The sequence below is a fragment of the Saccharopolyspora montiporae genome (assembly GCF_015209505.1).
Taxonomy (GTDB): Bacteria; Actinomycetota; Actinomycetes; order Mycobacteriales; family Pseudonocardiaceae; genus Saccharopolyspora; species Saccharopolyspora montiporae.
Genome location: NZ_JADEYC010000018.1, coordinates 205,179 through 221,295, shown reverse-complemented (window position 1 = coordinate 221,295; position 16,117 = coordinate 205,179). Strand labels below are relative to the sequence as shown.

Sequence of the window (16,117 nt, the reverse complement as noted above, 5' to 3'; positions counted from 1 at the left end):
ACGCCAGGCCCCAGTTGATCTTGGTCCGGGCCGTCCGAGTAACCTGATCGTGTCGCCGGGGCGCGCCCCTTGGCGACGGTGCGGCGCCCTGGGCAAAGCCCGCCTTCCCTCATCAACGTGCGATGTCCAGGGCGCCCCGCACCTCATTCCGAGCCGGCCGGCGGCCCCCGCTCGCGGCCGGCGTCCCGGCCGTTCCGGCAAGCAGAACCGATCCGGCCCTGAGGCAGCGTTCTCCAGGCCGTACGGGTTACCCTGCGACAGTGAGTGAGGAAACGATCCGACTCGAACTCGATGACACCGGCGTCTCCGTGGATCTCCCACAGCCCTCCGGCACCAACGATCAGGTCCAGGGCGTTCCCTACCGACCTGTCGAGTTCCGAGACGACGACCTAGCGACCGCACTGGAGCGCTCCGCCCAGTGGCTGCGCGAAGCCCAGCGGTGGCTGGGTGAGCCGATCGACGTCATCGCGGTTCACCTGGATTACGACGACCGCGAAGGCTCCCCGTACTACGACCTGAAGCTGCTGTGCAACGAGGAAGACCTCGCCGGTGCACCGCTGGCGCTGCGCAGGATGCGGCGCCAGGAAGCGGCCAACTGAGGACATCCCCCGAACAGCCAGTCAGCACGAGGTCCCCCCGGCCGTCGGCCGGGGGGACCCGCGTTTCTCCGGCCCCGCTCAGATCGAGGTCCGGCGGCCCTTCCAGCTGGTCACCCCGCGCCGCGCGCGCAGCGCCCCGTCCAGCAGCAGACCACCGAACAGCGCCCCGCTGACCGGGGCCAGCGCGGCGACCCCGCGTCCCGCGCGCATGAATCGGCCGGTGCGCGCGTGCGCCGCGCCCTGCGCCAGCCACCCGGCCGCACCCAGCAGCGCCAATCCGCGGCGGCCACCGCGGATCCCGGCGATCGCGGCCGCGGGCGCGGCCAGCGAGGCGACCACCTGACCCACGCCCAGCGCCGCCAGCACGGGGGCCGAACCGCCGGTACCTGCGACGAAGCTCTTCCGGAACGACGACCAGCCCTGCTGGAACGGGTCCATCCCGCTGGTGGTGAGGTGGTCCAGACCGTCCACCGTGCGGGTCGTCCCACCGCTGTCCCGGACCAGCGTGGCGATCGCGATGTCCTCGTTGCGGCGGTCGGCCAGCGCCTGCCAGCCGCCGACCTTCTCGTAGTGCGAACGGCGGACGAGAATGCAGTGCCCGATCGCGAAAGCCTTGCGGCCGCGGCCGTTCGGGTCGGCGTTCTCGCCGATCAGCTGCAGGCCGGACGGCATCAGCAGCGGCCAGGTCGCGGAATGCCCGGCGGGCGGCCCGCCCGGCGTGGAGACCAGGTCGGCGTCCGCGGATTCGGCCGTGGCCACCAGCCTGCTGACGAGTTCCGGCGCCGGGACGGTGTCGGCGTCCAGGAACATCAGCCACTCGCCGGGCTCGGGCGGCGCGGCGCTCTCCGTGCCCACGTGCATCGCGTGCACCTTGCCGCCCCACCCCGCGGGCGGGGCGTCCACGCGTTCGACGGTCAGCCGCGGGTCGGCGGCGGCGTGCGCTCGGGCGATCTCCCCGGTTCCGTCGGTGGAGCCGTCATCGACGACTACCGCGCGCAGCAGGGACGACCCGGCGGCGCCGTGCGTCTGGTCCAGCACACCGCGCAGGCAGCCGTCCAGGACCGCGGCCTCGTTGCGCGCGGGGACCACGACGGTCACCCGCGGCGGTTCGACGGGGGATTCCGGCGGCTCGGATAACGGGACGATCCTGCCGGTCTGCGCGACGGTGCGGACGCTCCGGTAGACGACCCCGGTCGCAGCGCTCGCGAGAAGTCCGGTCAGCAGCGGGTTCGGTGCAGCCACACCTGCAGGGTCTCACGAACCGGACTTAACTCCCCCGGAGGTGGACGCGAACACTGCGCGAACACCGGCGCCCCCGCGCACACTGACCCGCAGGTCAGACCGACCCGTACTCGCGGTCCCCGGCATCGCCCAGCCCCGGGACGATGAAACCGGACTCGTTGAGCCGCTCGTCCACGCTGGCGGTGACCACCCGTACCGGCAGACCCGAGTCCTCCATCTTCTGCAGCCCCTCGGGGGCGGCGAGCATGCAGATGGCGGTCACGTCGCGCGCGCCGCGGCCGGTGAGCAGGCTGATCGTGTAGACCATGGACCCGCCGGTGGCCAGCATCGGGTCCAGCACGAACACCGAGCGGCCGGACAGGTCCTCGGGCAGCGACTCCAGGTACGGGGTCGGCAGCAGGGTCTCCTCGTCGCGGGCGAGCCCCACGAAGCCCATCTGCGCTTCCGGGATCAGCCGGTGCGCCTGATCGGCCATGCCCAGCCCCGCCCGCAGCACCGGCACCAGCAGCGGCGGATTGGCCAGGCGGTAGCCGTCGGTGCGCGCGACCGGGGTGTGGATCGGCTCGGTGACCACCTCGGCGTCCCGGGTCGCCTCGTAGATGAGCATCAGCGTCAGTTCCTGCAGGGCGGAACGGAACTCCGCACTCCCCGTGCGGGCATCGCGCATTGTGGACAGTCTGGCCGCTGCGAGCGGGTGGTCCACGACCCGGGTATCCATGGACATCCACATTAACCGCAGGCAGGAGGGGCGCCGCCGCACGCGGCCGGGCAACGTGGCGCGGGTCGCACGTGCACCGGCCTGCGGTCACGGCCGGTGCACGCTCGTGCGCGGTGGAGCCGGTCAGGGATGCAGCACGACCTTGGTGTAGCCCTCGATCCGCTGATCGAACTTCCGGTAGGCGTCCGGCGCCTCGGACAACGACAGCTCGTGCGAGACCACGAAGCCCGGTTCGGCGCGGCCGGCGATGATCATGTCCCGCAGCTGCCGGTTGTAGCGCTTGACGTTGCACTGCCCGGTCCCGATGACCTGCCCCTTCTCGAACATGCGCCCGATCTGCACCAGCAGCATGCCCTGCTTCGCGTTCGCGTCCGGCCCGCCCGGATCGCTGGGCACGTACAGGCCGGGCACGCCGAGCCTGCCCGTGGGGCGCACCGAGTCGATCAGCGAGTTCAGCACCACGGCGGGTTCCTCGCCGCTGCCGTCGCCGACCTGGGCCTGGTACCCGACCGCGTCGATGCCCTTGTCCGTGCCCTCGCCGTCGGTCTGCTCCTTGATCTGCTCGACCGGATCGGCCTTGCCGAAGTCCACCGGGACGGCCCCGATCGATTCCGCCTTGGCCAGCCGCTCCGGCACCCGGTCCACCACGAACACCCAGGACGCACCGCGCAGCAGCGCTGAATAGGCGGCCATCAGCCCCACCGGGCCCGCTCCGTAGACCACCACGCTCTCCCCCGGGGATACCTGGGCCAGCTCGCAGCCGTGGTACCCGGTCGGGAAGATGTCGGCCAGCAGCACGAAGTCCGTCTCGTGGCTGCCGTCCGGGGGCAGCTTCAAGCAGTTGAAGTCGGCGTAGGGCACCCGCAGGTACTCCGCCTGACCACCGGAATAGGGCCCCATCGCCACGTAGCCGTAGGCCCCGCCGGCGAAGCCCGGATTGACCGTCAGGCAGAACGCCGTGTCCCCGGCCGTGCAGTTCTTGCAGAAGCCGCACGCCACGTTGAACGGCATCACCACCCGGTCGCCGCGCTGCAGCGCGGTCACCCCGGAACCGACCTCCTCGATGATGCCCATGTTCTCGTGGCCGAACACGATGCCCGGTTCGGCGGCCGTCCGTCCCTCGTACATGTGCAGGTCGGATCCGCAGATCGCCGTCGACGTCACCCGCACGACCACATCGTTGGGGTGCTGGACGGCGGGATGCTGCACCTCCGCGATCCCGACGCTGAACGGTTCCTCGTACACGACTGCCCGCACGGTGGACCACCTCCCGGTCGGCTGGTGTGCTGCCCTCCGTCCCCGGGTACCCCGTCGCCGACCCGCGCACCCGTCCCGCGAACGGCGGGTTCGCGGGGGAGACGCGGCCGGTCCCGATCCCTAGACTCACCGCCATGGCGCAGTCCTCCGCACTCCCGGATGAGCTCGCTGCGGCCGCGCGCGGCGGAGCGGCGCTGAGCGGGTTCCTGCGCGGGCTGCCCAGAGTCGACCGGGCCGGTCTGGAACGCCACGCGACCGCGCTGGCCGGTCGCAGCGTCAAGCGCACCGCGAAGCAGCAGGCGCTGGACGTGGCGATCGGCGCGGTGGACCTGACCACCCTCGAAGGGGCGGACACCGCGGACCGGATCCGCTCGCTGTGCACCCGCGCCCGGAACCCGGATCCGCACCAGCCGGATGCACCGCAGGTGGCCGCGATCTGCGCATACCCGGACCTGGTTCGCCCGGCGGTCGACGCGCTGGCCGGCAGCGGGGTCCGCGTCGCCTCGGTGGCCACCGCCTTCCCGTCCGGACGCTCCAGCACCGAGGTCAAGCTGGCCGAGGTGCGGCTGGCGGTGCAGGCCGGCGCCGACGAGATCGACATGGTCATCGACCGGGCGGCGTTCCTGGCCGGTGAGCACGACCGGGTGCTCGCGGAGATCGCGGCGGTCCGCGCGGAGTGCGGCAGCCGCCACCTGAAGGTGATCCTGGAGACCGGTGAGCTGGCGACCTACGACAACGTACGGCGGGCGAGCTGGCTGGCACTGCTCGGCGGCGCCGATTTCCTGAAGACCTCCACCGGCAAGATCAGCCCCGCCGCGACGCTGCCGGTAACCCACGTGCTGCTGCAGGCGGTGCGGGACTGGCGCGCGGCCACCGGGCAGCTGCGCGGGGTGAAGACCGCGGGCGGCATCCGCAGCACGAAGGACGCGCTCCGGTACCTGGTGGCGGTGCGCGACGTGGCCGGAGCAGCGTGGTTGACCCCGGAGCTGTTCCGCTTCGGTGCGTCCTCGCTGCTGGACGACCTCCTGCTGCAGCGCCGCGCGCAGTCCGAGGGCCACTACGGCACCGCACGCGAGATCCCGGTGGACTGACCGGGCCGGGCCCGGCAGCAGAGAGGACACGGATGACCGAAACCGCGCCGTGGGATGACGTTCCGGCTCCCGAATCGCGCGCGACGGCCGCGCTGCGGGCGGAGTACGGGATGTTCGTCGACGGGGAGTTCCGCGCCGGCGGCGGCGAACCGCGCACCGGCACCGACCCCGCCACCGAACAGCCGCTCGCCACCGTCGCCACCGCCGACGAGTCCGATGTGGACACCGCGATCCGCGCTGCCCGGCGGGCGCAGCGGGAGACCTGGGGCCGATTGCCGGGTACCGAGCGTGCCAAGCACCTGTTCCGGATCGCGCGACTGGTCCAGGAGCACTCCCGCGAACTCGCGGTGCTGCAGACCCTGGACACCGGCAGGACGATCCGCAGCAGCAAGGAGGCCGAGCTGCCCGCCGCGGCCGCGCAGCTGTTCCACCACGCCGGCTGGGCGGACAAGCTGCCGCACGCGGGGTTCGGCCCGGATCCGCGTCCGGTGGGCGTGGCCGCGCAGATCGCGCCGGCCGATGCGTCGCTGCTCGCGCTGGTGCGGATGCTCGCCCCGGCGCTGGCCTGCGGGAACACCGCCGTGCTGAAACCCGCCGCGGCGAGTCCGCTCGGCGCGCTGGTGCTCGCCGAGATCTGCCGCACCGCGGGGCTTCCCGCCGGGGTGGTCAACGTGCTGCCCGGCCCGGCCGAGGTGGGCGGCGCGCTGGCCGGGCATCCGGACGTGGCTGCGGTGGCCCTCACCGGTTCGGCCGCGGCCGGGGAGAGCGTTCGCACCCGGCTCGCGGGCAACGGCACCCGACTCGCCCTCGAACCGCGCACCGCGGACGCCGACATCGTCTTCGACGACGCCCCGCTGGACCAGGCCGTGGACGGGGTGCTGGACGGGATCACCGGTCTGCGCGGACGCGGTGCGCGGATCCTGCTGCAGGAATCGGTGGCCGAACGGTTCCTGGATCTGCTGCGCGAGCGCGTCCGGGGGCTGCGGCTCGGTGACCCGCTGGACGCGAACACCGACGTCGGCCCGCTGACCTCGGCGGGCCGGCTGGCGCGCAACGTCGAACTCACCGCGCACGCGCAGGAACTGGGCGCCGAGCGCTGGACCGCGGAGCTCCCGTTGCCCGAACGCGGGCACTTCGCCGAGCCCGCGGTGCTGACCGGGGCGACCCAGGCGATGCCGATCGCCCGCGCGGACATCCCCGGCCCGGTGCTGCCGGTGCTGACCTTCCGCACACCGGAGGAGGCGCTGGCCAAGGCGAACAACACGGCCCGGCCGCCCGCAGTGTCGGTGTGGTCGCACAACGGCTCGACCGCGCTGTGGGCCGCGCAGCACCTGCGCGCCTCGGCGGTGCGGGTGAACGGCGCCGAGCGGCCGGACGTCGACCCCGCAGGACTGGAGACCTACCTCGATGTCTGACGCACCGGAGCGGCTCACCGTGGCCAAGACGTACACGCTGCACATCGCCGGCGCCTTCCCGCGCTCGGAATCCGGGAGGGTGCGCCCGGTGCACACCGCGGACGGGCGGTTCCTCGCCAACACCGCGCACGCCTCGCGCAAGGATGTGCGGGACGCGGTCACCGCCGCGCGCGGCGCGTTCGGCGGGTGGTCGCGCGCCGAGGCGCAGCACCGCGGCCAGGTGCTGCACCGGATCGCCGAGATGCTGGAGGGCCGGTCGGGGCAGTTCGCCGCGGAATCCGCCGCCACCGGTCACCGGTCTCCGGACGAAGCCGCCGGTGATGCCGCGGCCGCGGTCGATCGGCTGGTCTGGTACGCGGGTTGGGCGGACAAGGTCACCGCCGTGCTGGGCGGCATCCGTGCGGTGCCCGGGCCGCAGCTGTGCGTGTCGGCTCCGAAACCGGCCGGGATCGCGGGAATCCTCGCCCCGGGCGGCACGGGACTGCTCGGCGTGGTCAGCGTGCTGGCACCGGCGCTGGCGGTGGGCAACACCTGCGTGCTCGTCGCCGACGAGGAACCGCTGCCGGTGCTGACCTTCGCCGAGGTGTTGGCCACCTCGGGCATACCGCCGGGTGCGGTCAACGTGCTGACCGGACCGCTGGCCGAGCTGGGCCCGACGCTGGCCGAGCACGCCGACGTGGATCTGCTCGACCCGTCCGGGGCCGACCCCGAACTGCGCGCGCAGCTGGCGCGCGGCGCCGCGGCATCGGCCAAGCGGGTGCTCGACCCGCCGCCGGAGGATTTCAGCGCCGATCCGGGACTGCGCCGGTTGCGCGCGTGCACCGAGCGCACGAGCGTCCGGCACCCGGCCGCGGCCCCGTGATCCGGCACCGCGGGGATCACCCGCCGCCGGGCTCCCGACCGCGCAGGAACGCGCGCACCAGCAGCACCGCGGCGACCACCAGCAGCGCGAACCCGCTCGTCGTGGCCAGTCCGGCGGGCACTGCCAGCCGCGCCGCGGGCGCGTCGACCAGCGACACCACCACCGGTTGGGACACCAGCGCCAGCGCGAACGCCACCCCGGCACCGATCCCGCAGAGCTTGTTGGCGCGCGCGGCGTTGTACGCGGCCAGTTGCAGCAGGACACCGGTGAGCATGAGCAGCAGCAGCACCAGCAACGCCGCGGCATCGCCCGGCGTGTAGCCGATCACGTCCCGCCCGGCGAGCATCCCGTCCAGCAGCAGGCTGGTGCCCACCGCGGCCGAAGCGGCGACACCGGCGGCGCGTGCGACGGTCCTCAGCAGCACCCGGCGCTGCGCGCGCTCGGATCCGAATTCCGGTGTTGTCGACGTCGTGCGCCGGGAGTCCGATTCCCGCGCGGGGACCGATGCGCGTTCGACGCGCAGCCCGGTCCGGTCAACCACGGCGGCACGCTAACACCGGTCCGGCACGTCGGCCACCAGCACCGTTGAAATGTCCGATGTGGAGGATTCGCCGGTCAGCTGATCTGCCAGTCCAACCGGCCGTCCTCGGTGACCGTGGGATAGCTGTAGCCCGCGGGCACCCCTTCGGTCAGCGCCCGGTGCACGGCGGCGAGCATCTCGGCGACGCTGCGCCACTCCGGGCGCCGCACCCGCGCCGCCTCCTGCTCCCATTCCAGGACGCACCCGCGCAGCGCTCCGGGACGCAGGTCCACGAGCAGCTCGTCGGCGAACCCGTCGCCGGCGATCGGGATCCACGCCGGGTGGTAGCCGGCGCCCGGCGATCCCGCGTAGTAGTCGCAGGGCGGCCGCTCCCACTGCGCCGGGCGGTTCTTGCCGTGCTCGCGCCACGCGTCGAGCGCTTCGGCACGCCCGTAGGGCGTGTAGAACGGCGGCAGCACATCGGCGAGCACGTCCGGTCCGGTCCCGCCGCAGCAGCTCCACCACGCGCGCAGCTCGTCCGGCAACCGGACTTCGAACTCGGCTTCCACCTCCAGCAGATCGGGAGCGCCCCCGGGTTCGCGCAGTGACGCCGCGGTGACCGGTGCGTGCTCGGTCAACCAGTGCACGATCTCGGCCCACAGCTCCGTGACATCCATCCCGATCATGATCGTGATCGGGCAGCGCCACCGGTACCGCCGACCGTGATCAGCCGATACCCCGCCTCACCTGCGCCGATCGGCCCATCCGATACGACCGGATTCCGGCGCGGAAGCGGGGATCGTTACCAACTGTTCCGTCATCCGTTGCACGAGGTCCGCTCGATACGGTGGCAGTCGGACCGGGGAACACTGCGTGCATGGTGAACCCGTAGGCTGCCGCGAGGTCTGGTTCGGTGACCGGAGGTAGAGAGATGGCGCAGGACATCGTCCCCATCGAGCTTGGGCTGCCGCAGGGCGACCTCGTCACCCTGTGGGCACCGCGCTGGCGCGAGGACGGCGAGGAGTGGGAAGCGTTCCTCGGCTACGACGAGGATCTGTACGCATTCGCCGATGCCGCGCGCCTGTCGGCGTTCGTGCGCACCGCGGCCGAGCACGACCTCGACGACCACCCCGCCTGGCACGTCGTGCCCCGGTTGTCCGCGGTCGACCTCAGCCCGGACGAGGACCACCAGTACGACCTGGTCGGCGTTCCGGAGCTGGTCGCCGAGCCCCCGGACACCTGGACCATCAACGAGCTGGCCGACATCGTGGAGGTCGCCCGGTCCCTGGCCGACGTGTGCGAGCTGGACAAGGTGCACGAGGTGCTCGACGCGGCCGACGGTTTCGCGGTGCTGGACCAGGGCACGCTCGCCTTCAGCGGCAAGGACGGCCAGAAGCGCTGGTCGGAGATCTGCAAGGTGGTCGCCGACCGCTGGGACGAACTGCTGGACGCGGTCGATTCCGTGGTGACCACGCCCGAGGTGCCCGCCGAAGCCGTGGCCACCGCGGAAGCCGAACTGGCCGAAGCGCTGGAGTCCGACGGCGGCGACGAGACGCCCTCCACCTCCGAGGCGTCCGATGTGGACGACATCGAGGAGGTGGAGCCGGGCTTCTGGGGCGAGGTCGGCATCGACCCGATCCGGATCATCACCAGCACCGGCGAGTTCTACTCGCTGCGCTGCTACCTCGACGAGGAACCGGTCTTCCTGGGCAGCGAGCGGCGGATCGACGTGTTCCGCACCCCGCGCGCGCTGGCCCGGTTCCTGACCGAGGACGCCGAGACCGCGGACAACGACCTGGCCCGGGTCAGCACCTGGCCGGAGGTCATCACCAAGGCCAACGGCGGCGAGCTGGAGATCGACCCCGACCCCACGAACACCTACGTGCTGACCGGCCTGGACGCCGATCTCGCCGAAGGTCCGTCCGAAGTGGACCCCAATCAGCTGGACCTCGCGGAGGAACTGCTGATGGACGCGGCGACCTGGGCGGGCGATGACAGCGTCGAGAAGGCGTTGCAGCCCTCCCAGCGGCTCGGCTGGCTGGTGTCGTTCGTGCTGCGGCCGAGCCCGAACCGGTTGCCACCGAGCGCACCGTTCGACGACGAGGTCGCCGCGTGGCGTCAGCTCGTCGAGGCCCTGGAGGAACGCTTCCGGGTGCACTGAGCGGCCCCGCGAGCGCAGGCGGCGTCACGCGGCCCGGGGTGTGCTGTGCCCGTGCCGGGCCGGGGGCTCCTGCTCCGCCTGCCAGTACGCCTCGCGCAGGCCCTTGCGCGCGCGGTAAGACAGCGCGGCCGCGCTGTTGCGGCTGATGCCGAACCGCTGCGCCACGTCCGGCAGCGGCATGCCCTCCACCTCGACGCACCACAGCACGCGGCGCCAGCGGCGCGGCAGCGCGCGGAACGCGGCCGCCGCGGCGGAGCGTTCGAACTCGGCCAGCGCAACGTCCTCGAACGGTTCCCAGAGCTGCGGGCTGCTCTCATCGTCGACGTCGGCGGTCAGCACCAGCCTGCGGCGCCGGTTTCCGGCCGCTGCGGCCAGGTTCCGGACGGTAACCAGCAGGTAGGGGCGCAGCGCCGCGTCCGGGCCGCCTCCGCGGCGGATCAGGGACAGGATCCGGGCGAACGCCTCGGCGACCAGGTCCTCGGCGTCGGCGGGGCTGGGCGCGAGCGGGCGCGCAGTGCCCCGGGCGGCGGCGACGTGCCGCCGGTACAGCTCGGCGTACGCGCTGCCGGATCCGGCGCGCACCGCCGCGAGCAAGTCCGCTTCCGCGCCAGCCGCCATGGTCCTCTCACATGTCGAGCATCGGTGAGAGGCTGCTCGGCCAGCCCAGTCTCGGAGCAGCCCCTCACCGAGCGCCCCGGTTCGATCTTCCAGCTGCACCGGAAGCCGGACAAGACAAGAGATTTCAGATGGTTATCGCGGCTGGTCGCGCCGGGAAAATCAGAACGACGCGGCGTTCCCGTCGAGCACGAGCGCGCGGGAGAGTTCGTCCGCCGCGGCGCGCAGCGGATCCAGGTACTCGGTGGTGGTGGCGCTGCGGTTCGCGGGGAACGAGATCGCCAGCGTCACGGGTTCGGCGCCGGCGACCGGAGCGGCCAGGCAAGCGGTGCCGAGCGAGTACTCCTCCCAGTCCAGCACCAGTTCGGCACGGCGCGCCTCGACGAGGTCGTGCACCCGGGTCACCGTGCGCGGGGTCAGGTCGGCGGGCGGGTGCCGGTGGAAGTGGTCGGCCCGGGCATCGCGGCTGAGCCCGGCCAGCAGACATTTCCCGATCGCGGTGGCGTGCGCGGCTTCGCGGAAGTCGACCCAGGTGTCCACCCGCGGGCACCTGCGGTTGTCGACGATCTCGGCGACCTCGACCTCACCGTTGTGGTAGCGCCCCAGGTAGATCGCGGCGCCGAGGCTGTCGCACAGCGCGCTCATGACCGCCCGCACCCGACCGCGCGTGACGTGCCCGCGTCCAGCGGTGTTGAGTTCGGAAACCCGCTCGCCCAGCACGAAGGTGCCGTCGTCCACCTTGTGCAGGTATCCCTCGTACACCAGCGTGCGCAGCAGGTGGTACGCCGTCGGCAGCTTGAGCCCGGTGCTGCGCGCCAGGTATTTCGCGGTCGCACCGTCCGGAAGCTCGGCCACGGCGTCCAGCAGTCGCAGGGCGCGCTGCACCGAGGTGATCAGCGTGGGTTCGTGCTCGGCCCGTGCCACCTTCCCCTCCACTCTCGTGCGCCCGGCCGGGCGCGGACGCGACGTGCGGTCGTGCTCCCGCCCCGCCGGATCATCGCCGAAATCAGGGCACCAGCTGCGCGTACCCGGGCTTGAGGACGTTGTTGATCACATCCAGCCGCTCGTCGAATCCGATGAACGCGGACTTCATGGCGTTGACCGTCAGCCAGCGCAGGTCGGCCCAGCCGTACCCGAACGCTTCGTGCAGCTCGGCGAACTCGCTGGACATGGTGCAGTCGCTCATCAATCGGTTGTCGGTGTTCAGCGTTACGCGGAATCGCAGGTCCGCCAAGCGGCCGATCGGATGCGCGGCGATCGACTCCGCGGCGCCGGTCTGCACGTTGGACGAAGGGCACATCTCCAGCGGGATCCGCCGGTCGCGGATGTAGGAGGCGAGCCTGCCGAGCTCCGGCCCCCCGTCACCGGGTGCGGCGATGTCGTCCACGATGCGCACGCCGTGCCCGAGCCGTTCCGCGCCGCAGTGCTGGATCGCCTCCCAAATCGACGGCAGACCGAAAGCCTCACCTGCGTGAATGGTGAAATGCGCATTTTGCTGGCGCAGGTATTCGAAGGCGTCCAGGTTCCGGGTGGGCGGATATCCCGCCTCCGGTCCCGCGATGTCGAATCCGACGACTTCGGTGTCCCGGTAGCGCACCGCCAGCCGGGCGATCTCGGTGGCGCGGGCGTTCTGCCGCATCGCGCAGAGCAGGGTGCCGACCCGGATCCGGTTGCCGGCCTCGGCCGCCCGGCGCTCGCCGTCGCGGAACCCGTCCTGCACCGCTTGCACGACCTCGTCCAGGGACAACCCGCCTTCCTGGAACAATTCCGGCGCGTAGCGGACTTCGGCGTAGACGACGCCGTCGTCGGCCAGGTCCTCCGCGCATTCGGCCGCGACGCGGACCAGGGCCTCGCGGGTCTGCATCACGGCCACGGTGTGCACGAAGGTCTCCAGGTAGCGCTCCAGCGCCCCGGAATCGGCGGAGGCCACGAACCACTTCCCCAGCTCGGTGGGGGTGGTGTAGGGCAAGTCGTGGTAGCCGATGCGCTGGGCGAGCTCGATGACCGTCTGCGGACGCAGCCCGCCGTCGAGGTGATCGTGCAGGAGCACCTTCGGTGCCCTGCGAATCGTGTCCAAGTTCACCGGAGTCGACATGGGACCACGCTACTAGCCGTGACCAACGGGCCGGACAGGAGCCGCGGGACCGAATGCGCCGGTCATCCCGCCTTCCGCAGCGCACGACGAGAAGCACTCGGTTCGCGCACCGAAGATTTTCACGCGATCCGACAAGGTTGTCATGTTCCCGTCATCGACCATGCACAGCCCTAGGCCATTCAGCCGAATGGCGCGAATCCGAACGGATTCAACGACGGGATCACAATCACTCAAAGTATCGGGGGGTGGCTGGGATGACGCGGAATGAGTAGCTAGGCTTTTCCCGTCCTCACCTCCTCCTGACGAAGGACGCCCCTAGCCGTGACCGAGAACATGTCGTTCGACCGCATGCGGAACATGCTCACGCGTGCGGCTGAGATCCGCGAAAGCGAACAGCAGCAGATCTTCGACGCCCTGGACGAAATCCACGCCCGGCTCTCGCCGCTGGAATCGCTGGGCTCCGTGCGCAAGCGCCTGTCCGAGCTGCCGGACCGCACCGAGGTCGGCGTGCTCGCCGAACGACTGGACGAGGCGCTGGCGAAGCTGGAGGCCCAGGACGGGGTACTCCAGGAGCTCAAGGGCACCGTCGAGAGCACGGTCGACAAGCTCGCCCAACCGTTCGCGCAGCTGGACGGGAGGTTGGACGGCGTCGCGGGCGGCGTGGACGGCGTCGCCGGACGGATGGACGGGCTGGAGGACAAGCTCACGCACATCCACCGCCGCATGGACGAGTTCGGCCAGCACCTGGACCGGCAGGACGAGCGGATCGACTCGGTGTCCGGGTCGGTCCAAGGACCGATGCGGGACCGGATCGACTCGCTGGAGACGAGCCTGCGCGGCCGCTTCGCCGAGATCGACGAGGGCCTGCACGAGCACCTGGACGGCACTCGCGAGTCCTTGCAGCGCACCGTGTCCGACTCGACGGGCGACGTCACGGAGAAGCTGTCCGATGCGGTGTCGGCCGGCAACGGCCACCTGGGCGGCAAGCTGGACGAACTCGCCGCCCGCCCGGCCGTGGACCCGACCGACCGGTTGGACACGCTCGCGGAGCGGCTGGAGCAGCTCACCAACCGGCTGGACCAGGTTTCCGGCCGCCTCGACCAGGTCGAGGACGGGGTCAGCACGCGGATCGACAACGTCGAGCAGGGCTTCACCTCGCGCATGCAGACCGTCGAGGAGGGCGTCAAGAACGGGCTCACCGAGCTGGGCGGAACGCTGTCGAACAGCATCACGCAGCTCAGCGGATCGCTCGACTCGCGACCGGACTCGGAGTCGATGGACGCGATGGTCCGCCAGGCCAACGAGGAGAGCGAGCGCAAGCACGCCGGCCAGCTCGACGAGGCCATGGCGACCTTCGCCGAGCTCATCCTCGGCGGCAGTGGACCTTCCTCCCCGCCTCCGCCGACGACGCTGCCCCGCCAGCAGCAGCGGCGGAACCGGTCGAAGAGCGCCAAGCGGGACTCGGACAAGGCGCTGCCCGCCGAGGACGGCGAGGACGTCACCGCCGAAAGCGCCTGACGAGCGGGGGCCGGGCCCGGTGCGACCGCGGTCCGGCCCCCGCCACAGGGGCCGCCACCACGCGTCGACGACCCGTCCCCTCGGTCCGGACCGCTGGCCTGCGCGGTCTCAGCGGGGTCTTCGCCGCGGGTCGGCGGGGCGAACCCGATCCAGGACGATCGGGCGCTCCGGCGGTGCCGCGGCCTCGACGGAGCAAGCGTCCGCGAGCGTTTCCCGCGCAGGCACGAGGGTTTCGCCGCGATCGGTGTGTAGTTCCAACAGGGGCTGACCGCGCGCGACCCGCTCGCCGGGCCCGGCCAGCAGCACGACCCCGGCCCCGGGTGCGACCGGGTCCTCCTTGCGCGCGCGCCCGGCGCCCAGCCGCCATGCGGCCTCGCCCACCGCGCGGGCATCCACCCCGTGGAACACGCCGTCCCCGGCAGCGAGCACCTGCTCGACGTAGCGGGCCGCGGGCAGCGCGGCGTCCGGATCACCGCCCTGCGCGCGGATCATCCGGCACCAGACCTCGTACGCCGCTCCGTCGGCAAGCACCCGCGCCGGGTCCACATCGGACAGTCCGGCCGCGTCGAGCATCTCCTCGGCCAGCGCCAGGGTCAGCTCGACCACATCCGGCGGCCCGCCCCCGCGCAGCACCTGGACGGCCTCGGCGACTTCCAGGGCGTTGCCCGCGGTCCGGCCCAGCGGGACGGACATATCGCTGATCAGGGCCGTGGTGCGCACGCCCCGGTCCGTGCCGGTATCGACGAGGACGCGAGCCAGCTCCCGCGCCTGCTCCAGGGTTCGCATGAACGCGCCGGAGCCGCACTTGACGTCCAGCACGAGCGCATCGGCCCCTTCGGCGAGCTTCTTGCTCATGATGGAACCCGCGATCAGCGGGACCGATTCGACGGTGCCGGTCACATCGCGCAGCGCGTAGAGCTTGCGGTCGGCCGGCGCGATGTCCGCGGTGGCCGCGCACACGACCGCACCCACGTCGCGGAGCTGGGCGTGCAGCCGTTCGGCGGAGAGCTCCGCGCACCAGCCGGGGATCGATTCGAGCTTGTCCAGCGTGCCGCCGGTGTGCCCGAGCCCGCGCCCGGACAGCTGGGGAACCGCGGCACCGCACGCGGCCACCAGCGGCGTCAGCACGAGCGTGATCTTGTCGCCGACGCCCCCGGTGGAGTGCTTGTCCACCGTCGGGCGGCCGAGTCCCCCGAACTCCAGCACCCGGCCGGAGGCGGTCATCGCGGCCGTCCAGCGCGCCGTCTCGGCGCTGCTCATCCCGCGCAGCAGCACGGCCATCGCCAGTGCCGCCATCTGCTCCTCGGCGACCTCGCCGCGGGTGTAGGCGTCGATCACCCAGTCGATCTGCTCGTCGGTCAGCTGCCGGCCATCCCGCTTGGCACGGATCACGTCAACGGCGGAGTGCACGTGTTCTCCTCCCGGTTCTCCGGGTCGGGTGTCGGGCCGACCGGTCCATCGCAGTGCAGCGGGTCGAGCCGCACATCAATAAGAGGGCACCGACCCCGGTTCTGATGCACCCCGAACGGGTGATCCCGGATCGGTCTCGGTCAGGGCCGGTCGAAGGTGAAGGCATCCGGGAGCAATTCCCCCAACGGCATCGGAGCGCGCGCGGCGTCCACAAGGCAGTCCGGCCCGCCCATCTCCAGCAGCAGCTGCCGGCACCGGCCGCACGGGGTGAGCAGCCGCCCCTCCCCCGAGCGGCAGGCCACCGCGCGCAGCGCCCCGCCCCCGGTCAACCGGAGCTGCCCGACCAGCGCGCATTCCGCGCACAGGGTCAGCCCGTACGAGCCGTTCTCCACGTTGCAGCCCGTGATGAGCCGCCCGTCGTCGCAGCGCGCCGCAGCACCCACGGCCAACCCGGAGTACGGGCAGTACGCCACCGCCGCGGCCCGCACGGCCGCCGCCCGGAGCTCGGCCCACTGCTGCTCGTCCATGCGCGTCCCCTTCCACCGGCACCGCGTCCGGCAGGTCTCGTGCGGAGCACCTCGACGGACTTCCCGTGCGGAGCACCTGCAAGGACT

Annotated in this window: 16 protein-coding genes; 6 read left to right on the top strand and 10 right to left on the bottom strand. The window is 72.1% G+C overall.

Annotated features, from left to right (window positions below; all coding sequences use genetic code 11):
• Window positions 1-260 precede the first annotated feature (260 nt).
• Window positions 261-599 (top strand): hypothetical protein, encoded by a 339-nt coding sequence (locus IQ251_RS11955; protein WP_193928584.1) that lies wholly within the window; start codon window positions 261-263, stop codon window positions 597-599.
• A 78-nt stretch (window positions 600-677) separates the two neighbouring features.
• On the opposite strand, the gene IQ251_RS11950 is transcribed toward IQ251_RS11955, so the two are convergent.
• The 3 genes from IQ251_RS11950 to IQ251_RS11940 all read right to left on the bottom strand — a co-directional run bounded on the left by IQ251_RS11950 (window position 678) and on the right by IQ251_RS11940 (window position 3,816).
• The gene (locus IQ251_RS11950) at window positions 678-1,841 is read right to left on the bottom strand and encodes a glycosyltransferase family 2 protein (protein ID WP_370591346.1); all 1,164 of its coding nucleotides are present in this window, start codon (window positions 1,839-1,841) and stop codon (window positions 678-680) included.
• Window positions 1,842-1,935: 94 nt separating this feature from the next.
• Window positions 1,936-2,559 carry a uracil phosphoribosyltransferase gene (upp, locus tag IQ251_RS11945; RefSeq protein ID WP_193928631.1) on the bottom strand — a complete coding sequence of 208 codons (624 nt, stop codon included), beginning with the start codon at window positions 2,557-2,559 and terminating at the stop codon, window positions 1,936-1,938.
• A gap of 123 nt (window positions 2,560-2,682) precedes the next feature.
• Window positions 2,683-3,816 (bottom strand): glutathione-independent formaldehyde dehydrogenase, encoded by a 1,134-nt coding sequence (locus tag IQ251_RS11940; protein ID WP_193928583.1) that lies wholly within the window; start codon window positions 3,814-3,816, stop codon window positions 2,683-2,685.
• 134 nt (window positions 3,817-3,950) lie between these two features.
• Here IQ251_RS11940 and deoC point away from each other — a divergent pair, with 134 nt between their 5' ends.
• The 3 genes from deoC to IQ251_RS11925 are packed head-to-tail and all read left to right on the top strand — an operon-like array spanning window position 3,951 to window position 7,184.
• The gene (gene deoC, locus IQ251_RS11935) at window positions 3,951-4,907 is read left to right on the top strand and encodes a deoxyribose-phosphate aldolase (RefSeq protein ID WP_193928582.1); all 957 of its coding nucleotides are present in this window, start codon (window positions 3,951-3,953) and stop codon (window positions 4,905-4,907) included.
• Window positions 4,908-4,939: 32 nt separating this feature from the next.
• Window positions 4,940-6,322, top strand: coding sequence for an aldehyde dehydrogenase family protein (locus IQ251_RS11930; protein ID WP_193928581.1), 1,383 nt, complete (start codon window positions 4,940-4,942; stop codon window positions 6,320-6,322).
• Window positions 6,315-7,184 carry an aldehyde dehydrogenase family protein gene (locus IQ251_RS11925; RefSeq protein ID WP_193928580.1) on the top strand — a complete coding sequence of 290 codons (870 nt, stop codon included), beginning with the start codon at window positions 6,315-6,317 and terminating at the stop codon, window positions 7,182-7,184. Before IQ251_RS11930 ends, IQ251_RS11925 begins: the two co-directional genes overlap by 8 nt.
• 16 nt (window positions 7,185-7,200) lie before the next feature.
• On the opposite strand, the gene IQ251_RS11920 is transcribed toward IQ251_RS11925, so the two are convergent.
• Both IQ251_RS11920 and IQ251_RS11915 read right to left on the bottom strand, forming a co-directional pair.
• Complete coding sequence (locus IQ251_RS11920; protein WP_193928579.1) at window positions 7,201-7,725, bottom strand: hypothetical protein; 525 nt, start codon at window positions 7,723-7,725, stop codon at window positions 7,201-7,203.
• Window positions 7,726-7,799: 74 nt separating this feature from the next.
• Window positions 7,800-8,381, bottom strand: a complete 582-nt coding sequence (locus tag IQ251_RS11915) for an SMI1/KNR4 family protein (RefSeq protein ID WP_193928578.1) — start codon at window positions 8,379-8,381, stop codon at window positions 7,800-7,802.
• 254 nt (window positions 8,382-8,635) lie between these two features.
• Here IQ251_RS11915 and IQ251_RS11910 point away from each other — a divergent pair, with 254 nt between their 5' ends.
• Window positions 8,636-9,865, top strand: coding sequence for a SatS C-terminal domain-containing protein (locus IQ251_RS11910; RefSeq protein WP_193928577.1), 1,230 nt, complete (start codon window positions 8,636-8,638; stop codon window positions 9,863-9,865).
• Between the two features lie 24 nt (window positions 9,866-9,889).
• On the opposite strand, the gene IQ251_RS11905 is transcribed toward IQ251_RS11910, so the two are convergent.
• The 3 genes from IQ251_RS11905 to IQ251_RS11895 all read right to left on the bottom strand — a co-directional run bounded on the left by IQ251_RS11905 (window position 9,890) and on the right by IQ251_RS11895 (window position 12,575).
• Complete coding sequence (locus IQ251_RS11905) at window positions 9,890-10,483, bottom strand: RNA polymerase sigma factor (protein WP_193928576.1); 594 nt, start codon at window positions 10,481-10,483, stop codon at window positions 9,890-9,892.
• A gap of 159 nt (window positions 10,484-10,642) precedes the next feature.
• Complete coding sequence (locus tag IQ251_RS11900) at window positions 10,643-11,404, bottom strand: IclR family transcriptional regulator (RefSeq protein ID WP_193928575.1); 762 nt, start codon at window positions 11,402-11,404, stop codon at window positions 10,643-10,645.
• A gap of 82 nt (window positions 11,405-11,486) precedes the next feature.
• On the bottom strand, window positions 11,487-12,575 hold the full coding sequence (locus IQ251_RS11895) for an adenosine deaminase (RefSeq protein ID WP_193928574.1): 1,089 nt from the start codon (window positions 12,573-12,575) through the stop codon (window positions 11,487-11,489).
• Window positions 12,576-12,896: 321 nt separating this feature from the next.
• Between IQ251_RS11895 and IQ251_RS11890 the strand changes: the two genes are divergently transcribed.
• On the top strand, window positions 12,897-14,093 hold the full coding sequence (locus IQ251_RS11890) for a hypothetical protein (protein WP_193928573.1): 1,197 nt from the start codon (window positions 12,897-12,899) through the stop codon (window positions 14,091-14,093).
• A 108-nt stretch (window positions 14,094-14,201) separates the two neighbouring features.
• On the opposite strand, the gene IQ251_RS11885 is transcribed toward IQ251_RS11890, so the two are convergent.
• Together IQ251_RS11885 and IQ251_RS11880 are read right to left on the bottom strand one after the other, a co-directional pair.
• Window positions 14,202-15,503 carry a thymidine phosphorylase gene (locus tag IQ251_RS11885; protein WP_193928572.1) on the bottom strand — a complete coding sequence of 434 codons (1,302 nt, stop codon included), beginning with the start codon at window positions 15,501-15,503 and terminating at the stop codon, window positions 14,202-14,204.
• Window positions 15,504-15,643: 140 nt separating this feature from the next.
• Entirely contained in the window at window positions 15,644-16,030 is a 387-nt protein-coding gene (locus tag IQ251_RS11880; RefSeq protein WP_193928571.1) for a cytidine deaminase, read from the bottom strand.
• Window positions 16,031-16,117 lie beyond the last annotated feature (87 nt).